At 49.0% G+C, this 694-nt stretch carries 1 protein-coding gene; it reads right to left on the bottom strand.

The features are described 5' to 3' along the window. Positions 1–694 (bottom strand): condensation domain-containing protein (locus tag Xinn_RS21245; protein WP_153043439.1); only part of this gene is annotated, 694 nt, incomplete at both ends.

The following is a 694-nucleotide window of genomic DNA, read 5'->3' as shown; positions in this document are numbered from 1 at the left end:
TATGTGTCTGTTGCTGATAGCGTTCACGGATCACATAAGCCAGTTGATTGGCTCGTTCGTTTAACTGACGATAGGTCAGCTTTTCACCTGCAAACACCAATGCGACATTATCCGGCGTAAGCTCCACCTGTGTTTCAAACAACTGTGGCAGGGTTTTATCCTGCGGGTAAGGCGCATCGGTCTGGTTCCAGTGCTGTAGGGTAGCGTGTTCTTCGTCACTGAGGCAGTTAATTGCGGTATGGGATTGGTGTGGATTACAGGCCACGGCGTGCAGAATACGCTCAAGCTGGCTTAACAGACGTTGAGTCTGTTCTGTCGTCAGCCAGTCTTCGCCATAACTGAATCTGATGATTAAACGGTTATCCTGTTCATAAGCCATCAGTGACAGCGGGTAATCTGCTTTTTCGATGATCTGACGGAATGTCAGTGTGTGCTCTATACCTTCTCTGTTTTCATTTGCTATCGGCGCTGGGTAGTTTTCGAAAACCAGCAGACTGTGGAATAACCGTTTGCCATCGGATTGTAAACCGGAGAGAGAAACCGAACTGTGGCTGTTAAGCGCGGCAATATCGTTCTGGATATTCTGCAATAGGGCGGCAATGCTGTCTGTGTGATCCCAGCGCACCATCAGCGGCAACGTGTTGATATACAACCCCACACTGGATTCAATTCCTTCTATGGGCACATCACGGCC

The sequence above is a fragment of the Xenorhabdus innexi genome (genome assembly GCF_002632485.1).
Classification (GTDB): domain Bacteria; phylum Pseudomonadota; class Gammaproteobacteria; order Enterobacterales; family Enterobacteriaceae; genus Xenorhabdus; species Xenorhabdus innexi.
This window is presented reverse-complemented; position numbering and strand designations above follow the sequence as displayed.